At 65.5% G+C, this 8670-nt stretch carries 5 protein-coding genes; 3 read left to right on the plus strand and 2 right to left on the minus strand.

Annotation, left to right across the window (positions count from 1 at the left end):
• The first annotated feature begins 146 nt into the window (after nt 1-146).
• Nucleotides 147-3647, plus strand: coding sequence for a transcription-repair coupling factor (gene mfd, locus RDW26_RS08055; RefSeq protein WP_307983192.1), 3501 nt, complete (start codon nt 147-149; stop codon nt 3645-3647).
• Nucleotides 3648-3768: 121 nt separating this feature from the next.
• Here mfd and RDW26_RS08060 read toward each other — a convergent pair whose 3' ends face one another.
• Nucleotides 3769-5772 carry an NAD(P)H-hydrate epimerase gene (locus RDW26_RS08060; RefSeq protein ID WP_307983193.1) on the minus strand — a complete coding sequence of 668 codons (2004 nt, stop codon included), beginning with the start codon at nt 5770-5772 and terminating at the stop codon, nt 3769-3771.
• 135 nt (nt 5773-5907) lie between these two features.
• The gene (locus RDW26_RS08065; protein ID WP_307980770.1) at nt 5908-6378 is read right to left on the minus strand and encodes a methylated-DNA--[protein]-cysteine S-methyltransferase; all 471 of its coding nucleotides are present in this window, start codon (nt 6376-6378) and stop codon (nt 5908-5910) included.
• 122 nt (nt 6379-6500) lie between these two features.
• Here RDW26_RS08065 and rpe point away from each other — a divergent pair, with 122 nt between their 5' ends.
• Both rpe and RDW26_RS08075 read left to right on the plus strand, forming a co-directional pair.
• On the plus strand, nt 6501-7205 hold the full coding sequence (gene rpe, locus RDW26_RS08070) for a ribulose-phosphate 3-epimerase (RefSeq protein ID WP_307983194.1): 705 nt from the start codon (nt 6501-6503) through the stop codon (nt 7203-7205).
• 7 nt (nt 7206-7212) lie between these two features.
• Entirely contained in the window at nt 7213-8421 is a 1209-nt protein-coding gene (locus RDW26_RS08075) for a cysteine desulfurase family protein (protein ID WP_307983195.1), read from the plus strand.
• Nucleotides 8422-8670: the final 249 nt, after the last annotated feature.

Genomic DNA, 8670 nt, shown 5'->3' on the forward strand with positions numbered 1-8670 from the left:
CTTGGCGTCTCGAGCGATGAAGAAGGTGCGTGATACACTTTTTACCTTGAAAAACGCGCAGCTTCATCGAAGGAAAACTGCGCAAGCAGGCCCGGACGCGCATGGCGGCATCCGGGTTGGCCGATGGTGATGGGGGAATGCAGCATATGCTTATCGATTCTCTGCGCTTCGCGCTCGAGCGCTCGGAATGCTTGGATGGGTTTTGGTCCAATCTCGATGCCGGAAACGATGGCACGTTGGGCATCGCGAACAGCGCGCGCCCGTTCATGGTCGCCGCGCGCTTCTCGCATAAGCCGCAGTCCACGCTTGCGGTGGTGGCGGGCGAGGATGCGGCGGTGTCATTTGCTCGCAGCTTGTCGGCCTATCTGGGTGAGGACAAGGTGCTGCGCTTCCCTGAGCGCGCCGATCTGCCGTTCGACAAGAAGCACGCGGATCTTGCCACCGTTGCTCGGCGTATGGAGGCGGCGCATGCGCTGCAGACCGGACGGCAGGTGGTCGTTGTCGCAAGCGCGCGGGCGTTGCTGCGCACCTTGCCGCCGGTCAATGCCAACGCATCGACGCCGCTGTCTTTCGTCTGCGGCCAGGAGCTGGCGGACATGCCGGGCGCTCAGACTGCGGGCACCCAGGATTTCGACGGTCTTATCCATGCTCTGGAATCGCGCGGGTTCTCCAATACCGGCGAGCTTGATGGCCCTGGCACGTTCTGCACGCGCGGCGGCACCGTGGATGTGTATCCGGGCAACCTGAGCTATCCCGTTCGCCTTGACTTCTTCGGCGACGAGCTGGATGAGATCCGCCGCATCGTTCCATCAACGGGCCAGACCATCTCCAGCTTGCAAAGCGTGGAAATCTATCCCGTCGTCGAGTTCTCTTGTAGCAAATCGGGTTTGGCGCGCGCACGCAAGAAGCTTGCGGCGCTGGCGGGAACCAACCCCGCGCTTCGCAGCGTTTCCGAGCATCTGGAAAACGCCGAGGGCGGTTTGCGCTTCGAGGGAAGCGACGTGCTGCTGCCGTATCTCTATGACAAGCCGGTCACGTTGGGTGCTTATCTGCGCCGCGATGGGCTTTCGGTGCTTATCGAGCCGCGAAGCCTGTTCGATGACATGATGCACGCCAGCGAGGAATTGGAAGCGAAGGCCAAAGGCACCAACATCGCCCTTGAGGGGCTGTTCTGCCCGGCTCCGCAGGTCAGTTTCGGCGAGTGCCAGCGTGCAACGTACGTATCCATCATGCGCGTGGGCGGCAACGTGGATGTCGAACTGCCGGTGAAGCGCGTCGAGGCGGCGGGCCATCCCGATAAGCTGTTCGGCCGTCTGCGCACGCTCGTCGATGATGGCTACACGGTGGTATTCAGCGCTCCGAACCGCCGAAGCCGTGCCGATATGATGCTCGCCTTCGTCGATCACGGCCTTCCCATTCAAGAATGGCTTGATGCCGAGGAAAACCCGGATGACACCGACGGGCAGAAGAAGCGCCGCCTGCGCCGCGGGGTCGTCAACGTCGTCGACGTGGACATCCCGTTGGGAATGATCATCCCGAAGGCGAAGCTGGGCATGGTCAGCGTGTCCGATACCCAAGGGGCCTCCACCGCGCGTCCTAGCCGCCATATCGACATCACTGAGATCACGTTCCCGTATAAGCCGGGCGATTACGTTGTGCACGCGCAGCACGGCATCGCGCACTTCAAGGAGCTGGTGCGTCGCGAGATCGACGGCACGGCACGCGATTACCTGCTGTTGGAATACGCCGAAGGCGACAAGCTGTTCGTGCCGGTCGAGCAGCTCGACCGCGTCACGCGCTACGTCGGCCCCGAGGGCTCCACGCCGCGATGCACCCGCCTGAACACGGCCGACTGGTCGCGCGCCATGAAGAAGGCGAGTGCGGCTACCAAAAAGCTCGCGTTCGACCTGGTTGACGTGTACGCACGCCGCGCCAGCGCGCAAGGCTATTCCTTCGGACCCGACACGCCGGCGCAGATCGAGATGGAGGAGGCGTTCCCGTATCGGGAAACCCCCGATCAGCTGGCCGCCATCGCCGATGTCAAGGCCGACATGCGCAGCGCCAAGCCCATGGATCGTCTGGTGTGCGGCGACGTCGGCTTCGGGAAAACCGAGGTGGCGCTGCGAGCCGCCTTCGCCGCCACGCAGGATAAGAAGCAGGTCATGGTGCTGTGCCCGACCACCATCTTGGCGCAGCAGCATTTCACGAACTTCAAGGACCGCTTCGAGCCGTTCGGCGTGACCGTCGAGGTGCTCAGCCGCTTCCGCACGCCGCAGCAGCAGGCTGCGGCGCTCAAGGGTTTCGCGGACGGTAGCGTGGATGTGCTTGTAGGCACGCATCGCCTGCTGTCGCGCGATGTGAACCCCCATGACCTGGGCTTGGTGATCATCGACGAGGAGCAGCGCTTCGGTGTGGGCCACAAGGAACAGATGAAGAACCTTCGCGAGAGCATCGATGTGCTCACGCTTTCGGCAACGCCGATCCCGCGCACCATGCAGATGTCGCTGTCGGGCGTGCGAGACATGAGCCTCATCCTCACGCCGCCCGACGATCGACGCCCCGTCGAGGTTCACGTCGGCGAGTGGGATCCCGACGTGGTCAGCGCCGCCATCAGGCGCGAGCTTGCCCGAGGCGGGCAGGTGTACTACGTTTCCAACCGCGTCCGGTCCATCGAGGAAGCGGTGAGGCGCGTGCAGGCCGCAGCCGGGGAGGCGCGCGTGGGCGTGGCACACGGGCAGATGGACAAGGACTCGCTGGAGAAGGTGATGGAGGAGTTTTCCGCCGGACAGCTCGATGTGCTGGTGGCAACCACCATCATCGAATCCGGCATCGACAACCCGCACACGAACACGCTCATCATCGAGGATTCGCAGCGTTTGGGCCTGGCTCAGATGTATCAGCTGAAGGGGCGCGTGGGCCGCGGCTCCACTCAGGCGTACGCGTTCTTCATGTTCCCCGAGCACGTTAACCTCACCGAGGAGGCGCAGGCGCGTCTGACGGCGCTGGACGAGCACACGGACTTGGGAAGCGGCATGCGCATCGCCATGCGCGACCTTGAGATCCGCGGTGCTGGCAGCCTTATGGGCGCTGAGCAGTCCGGCAACATGTCCGCGGTGGGTTTCGATCTGTTCGCGCAGATGCTCGGCGCGGCCGTGAGCGCCACGCGCGAGGGTGACTTGAAGGCCGCCGAGGGGCTGCCGCCGGCGCTGTCCGACATCACCGTGAACCTGCCGGGCCGCACGTATCTGTCCGAGGAATATGTGCCCGAAGCCGACGAGCGGGTGCTGTGGTATCGCAAGATCGCAAGCGCTGCAACCGTCGGCGCCGTGGAGGACATCTACAACGACTTGGCGGGCAAGCGTTCCGATATGCCTCAGGAGGCGCAGAACCTGTTCGAGAAGGCGCGCATCAAGGCGTTCGCCAACGAGCACCACATCAAAACGGTGTCGGTGGTTGCCGGCAAGTTGGTGGTGGAACCCATCGACATCCCCCGCGACAAGATGGTGCCCTTGCGCCGTGCCGGCGGCCGCTATCTGTCGGACAAGCGCAAGCTGCAGCTGCCCTTGAAGTATTTCCGTCTTACGGAAAAGGACAACCTGTTCGGCCCCGTGGCGAAGTTCCTGCGGGAAATGCACGGCGAGGAGTAGCGTTCAGGGCGCGTAGCAAGCGAAGAGGAGAGACTGCTAGGCAAGTGCACCGAAGCATCGGCTCGCATTACCGTCAGGGGGGATCGGCTTCGCGCGCCCTGCCACGTGGCGCGCGCCCCGATTACATCATTGCGTCAAGGTAGCGCTCGACGTCATCAACGAGGGGCGCAAGCCGCACAGCGCCGGTCATGGGGGCGGCCTTGCGGGTAAGCAGGCCTGGCTTGTACACGATCATGGTGACGGTTTCATCGGCATAGATGCGGGGCAGGGCGGCATCGCCGGTTTGCGCCGAAACGCCGGAGGGGACATCGGCCGCTATGGTGAACGGCGCGTCCTTCGCCTTGCCCGCCGCCCTCGCATGAGCCGGCGTGCGCTTGCCGGCCTGCGGATGCCGCGCGCCGCCTATCCGCTTGCGGGCGAGCTTGCCGTGGAATCGCCGGCGGTTCGCAAGCTGCATCCAGGTTGCGTACGGTTCGCGCACCTGCATACCGGAGAAGCCCGTCCCAAGGATGGCGTCGACCACGCCGCTGGCGCGATCGAACTCGCGGGACAGCTCTTCCGGCGTCGGCGCGACCAGCACGGAAAGCGGCCATCCGTGCGCTTCGGCGGCGGTAACCGCTTCGAGCGCAGCCGTTCGCGCAGGCTCGGCGGAAAGCTGCTCGGGCGGTCGCGGGCACGCAAGCGCAACGGGCCATCCGGCTTGCGCGAGCGCACGTCCGCATACCCAGCCGTCGCCGCCGTTGTTCCCGCTTCCCGTTAAGATCAAGATCGGCGCTGGGTCGGGAACCCACGATCGCATTTGGTCGGCTATGGCGCATCCGGCGCGCTCCATCAATGCGCCAAGCGAAGTTCCGCCAGCCGCGATGCGCTGCTCCAATTCGGCAACCTTGCCCACATCAAGCACGTGCGTGCGCTCGCGAATCTGCTTGATGCCATCCTCGGTCATGATGCGGGTATCGCTGATAAGGCCGTTGAGCATGATGAATGGCGCCCGCCCGCGCCAGGCCCGCCATGCGCGCACGGCGAGCGTGGCTGCCCATGCGAGCACGCCAGCGCACCATATAAGGGTCAAGGCCGTCTTATCATGCACGCACAGCGACGCGAGCGCGCGCAGCTCGGCGGGGGTGGTAGGGATATCGTCTACGCCTGCGACCAGCCCGAACGCCCATGCGGGCAGTAGCACGATGGCGAACAAGGTGGCGTAACGGCAGACGATCTGCCCGCCGGATGCCGGCGCGGCATCGGGTCGAACGATGCGCAGGCGCAGCAGCTTTTGCGCGGGCGTCTGTCCGCGCGCGATCACGGGGAACAAGGCGAACACCGCGGCGATGGCCGCGCATTCGCATGTCCAGAACGTGGCGTGCTCGATACCGAAGCCTGCAAGCAGCCGGCTTCCGTTCACAGCGTGCACGGCGAAATAGCCGCACCCGGCAAGCGCTTGCGAAAGCGCAAGGTCGAGTCCGAACGTCAGCGCGCGCCGCGTGGCGGATGCGGTCGTTCCGCGCTCGGCGGCCTGCCGTGCGGCAACGCGGACATCGGGTAACACGCGCATGACCGGCCCGGCAAGCCAGAACCCGACCATGCATCCCAGCGTGTTCGTCATCAAATCGTCCACGTCGAAGAGCCTATACGGGTGCTCGTAGATGCCCCAGATGCCGGTGAGCTGCGTCGTCTCGAACGACAGCGTCACGCAAAAGCCTATCAGGAGCGTCTGCCACCAAGGTCGGTGGAAGTAGTAGCGCAGGTACGCGCCGAGCGGCACTAGCAGCAGCACATTGAAAAACGCCTCGTACATATACGGGTCGCAGATGGCGGCGAGCCAGGTGGAGGGATCGTCGAGGCGTGCGGTGGTTTCGGCCAGAAACGAGCGCACGAACTGGAATGGGACAAGCTGCGGCGTCTGAGCGTACGCGACCACCGCCGTGCGATCGGCCGGCAGCGGCAACAGCACTAGGAAGTATGCGCACATCAGGTAGAACACGAACGAGTACATCGCCGCGGCATGAAGCCACGGAACGCTCCCCACCTTGCGATACTTGTAGATGAGAAACGGGGCGGTGATCAGCGCCGCTATCAGCGGGAACAGCAATACCGCCGTGGTTATGGGCATCACGAATTTCGACATGTCCGCGATCTCCTTTCGTCGCCGCTGCCGATCGGTGTCTGCAAGCCGGCGGCTTCTTTGCTATTCGCGGTCTGCGCGATGCCGAAGCGGCTGCGAAGCTCGTCGCCGTCTTCGTCCCGGCAGGTCGCTTCGGAATCAGCGGCTTTGCTCGAGCTTGAGCAAAGCGCCGCGCACACGCGCGGGCTTTCCTTCGCCCCAGGGCTGGCCGTTGGCGCGGACCAGTCTATGCAGCGGTACCGCGATGGCGAACGGGCATGCGCGCGCCGCCGCGCCCACCGCCCGATGCGCGCCGACATGCCCGATGCGGCAGGCGATATCGGCCGCCGTCGCGGTTTGCGCGTAGGGAATGTCGGCCACCGCTTCCCATACCTGCTGTTGAAACGGTGTGCCGCAGGGGCTCAGCGGTAGGGAGAACGACGTGCGCTTGCCGGCCAGATACTCCTGCACCTGCGTAGCGGCCTTGTTCGTCAGCTCGCTCGGCGCGCAAACGCCCGCAAGCGGGGCTTTTCCCAAGGCTATGCGCGTGATGGCCCGTCCGTTCGCCGCCACGGTGATGGGGCCGGCGGGGGTGAAGTAGCTGTAATATGTCGGGCGGTCGCCGTCCATGAAGCCCCTTTCCTCGTTCTTGTCAGCATTATATGCCCGCCGCGCCCGCGCCGCCGCTGCCTTGGCGCAGGTGCGGTAGAATACGCACATAACCTAAGAGCTTGGAAGGGAAGGGGCCAAACGTGTTCCAACCGGTTAAAATCGCGCCGTCCATCCTGTCGGCGGACTTCATGAACCTCCAGCGCGACATCGCCGCCATCGAAGCCGGCGGCGCCGGCTACGTCCATGTCGATGTCATGGACGGCCATTTCGTGCCGAACCTCACCATGGGCGTGCCCGTGGTCAAGCAGCTGAAGAAGGTCACCGACATGCCGCTCGACGTGCATCTCATGATCTCCAATCCGCTTGAGCAGCTGCCGTGGTTCCTCGAGGCGGGTGCCGATATCGTCACCGTGCATGCCGAGGCCGCCGCGGGCTACCAGCTCGAGCGCGCCGTCGAGATGATCCACGCCGCCGGCGCCAAGGCCGCCGCATCGGTCAAGCCCCATACTCCCGTCGAGGTGCTCGCCCCGGTCATGGCGCAGCTCGACATGGTGCTCATTATGTCCGTTGAACCGGGCTTCTCCGGCCAAAGCTACATCGAGGGCTCCGAGCGCAAGGTTGCACGCACGGTCGAGCTCGCTCGCGCGGTGGGCGCGGCGCCGCTCATCGAGGTCGATGGCGGCATCGGCGTGAAAACCGCCCCGCTCGTGGCCGCTGCCGGCGCCGATGTGCTCGTGTGCGGCTCGGCCGTGTGCGGCGCCGACGACCCTGCGGCTGCCATCGCGCAGGTCACGCAGGCTGCAGAGGCGGCGCGCGTCGCCGCGCTGGCATCCAAGGAGGCGTAGGCGTCCCATGGTGGCGAAGGTCCCGGAAAACTACGTATACCTTGACTACGCGGCAACGGCCCCGCTTTGCGAGGAAGCTGCCCAGGCTATGGCGCCTTACATGGTGCCCGGCCGCGCAAACATCGCCTTCGGCGGCAACGCCAACAGCCTGCACATCCCCGGCCGCGCGGCGTTCTCCGCGCTCGAGGATGCTCGTCGCGCCATCGCGCGCGCTTTAGGCGCCACGCGTCCCGACGAGGTGGTTCTCACCAGCGGCGCTACCGAGGCCGACAACGCCGCCATCATCGGGCTGGCGCAGGCGGCAGCCCATGCCCGACGCCTCGGCGGCGCGGGCGGCGCCCAGCCGCACGTGGTGGTGAGCGCCATCGAGCACGATGCGGTCCTGGCCCCGGCCAAGCGCCTCGAGCAGATGGGCTTCTCGGTCACGCGCGTGCAGCCCGATCGCAACGGCTTCATAACCGTAGCCTCGCTTGAGCAGGTTATGCGCCCCGAAACGGTGCTCGTCAGCGTCATGGCGGCGAACTCCGAGGTCGGTTCGGTGCAGCCCGTGGTCGAGCTTGCCCGCACGGCGCACGCCGCAGGCGCGCTGTTCCACACCGACGCCACGCAGGCGCTTGGCAAGGTGCCCGTCAACGTGGTTGATTGGGGCTGCGATGCCGCTTCGTTTTCCGCTCACAAGGTGGGCGGTCCGAAGGGCGTCGGCGCGCTGTACGTGAAAAGCCGCACCCCCTTCGACGCCTTCATGCTCGGAGGCGGCCAGGAGGCCGGCCGTCGCAGCGGCACTCAGAACGTCTGCGGCGCGGCGGGCTTCGCCGCGGCAATCCAGGTCGCCCAGGAGAAGCAGGCCGACGAGCAGGCGCGCCTGGGGGCCCTTCGCGACAAGCTCTACGCCGCGCTTGCCGAAAAGCCCGGCGTCCGTCCCACGGTTCAGGTCGAGCCCGGCTCGCAGGACTACCTGCCCAACATCGTGCACGTGCTCGTCGATGCCCTGGAAAGCGAAACGCTCATCCTGCGCTTCGACATGCGCGGCTTCGGCGTTTCGGGCGGGTCGGCATGCAGCTCGCATTCGCTTGAGCCCAGCCATGTGCTGCGCGCCATCGGCATCGACGCGGACGCCGCACACGGGGCGTTGCGCATCTCCATGGGCCGCTACACCACCGCTGAGGACGTGCAGGCGTTCCTGGACGCCATCGACTTGGTTTTGAACTGGGAATAGGGAATCGCTCGGGGCTGCCGGAAGGCGGCCCCGACTAGGTTCGCCCCCGCCGACGGTCCGCTGAGCGCAACGGTTTTCACCGTCGCTCATCGCCTGCGGCAGCCGCCCCCGTCCCCCGCGATGCCGCGCCTCGCCAAGCGAACCCGCCGGCCCGCGGATCCGCCGCACCGCGTTGGCGGGTTTTGCATAATGAAAGGAGACCAGCTATATGAAGTCAAGGGCTAAACCGTAGGTTTTCGAGAACAGCAA

Origin of the sequence: uncultured Senegalimassilia sp. (assembly GCF_902464545.1) — a bacterium.
Taxonomy (GTDB): Bacteria; Actinomycetota; Coriobacteriia; order Coriobacteriales; family Eggerthellaceae; genus Senegalimassilia.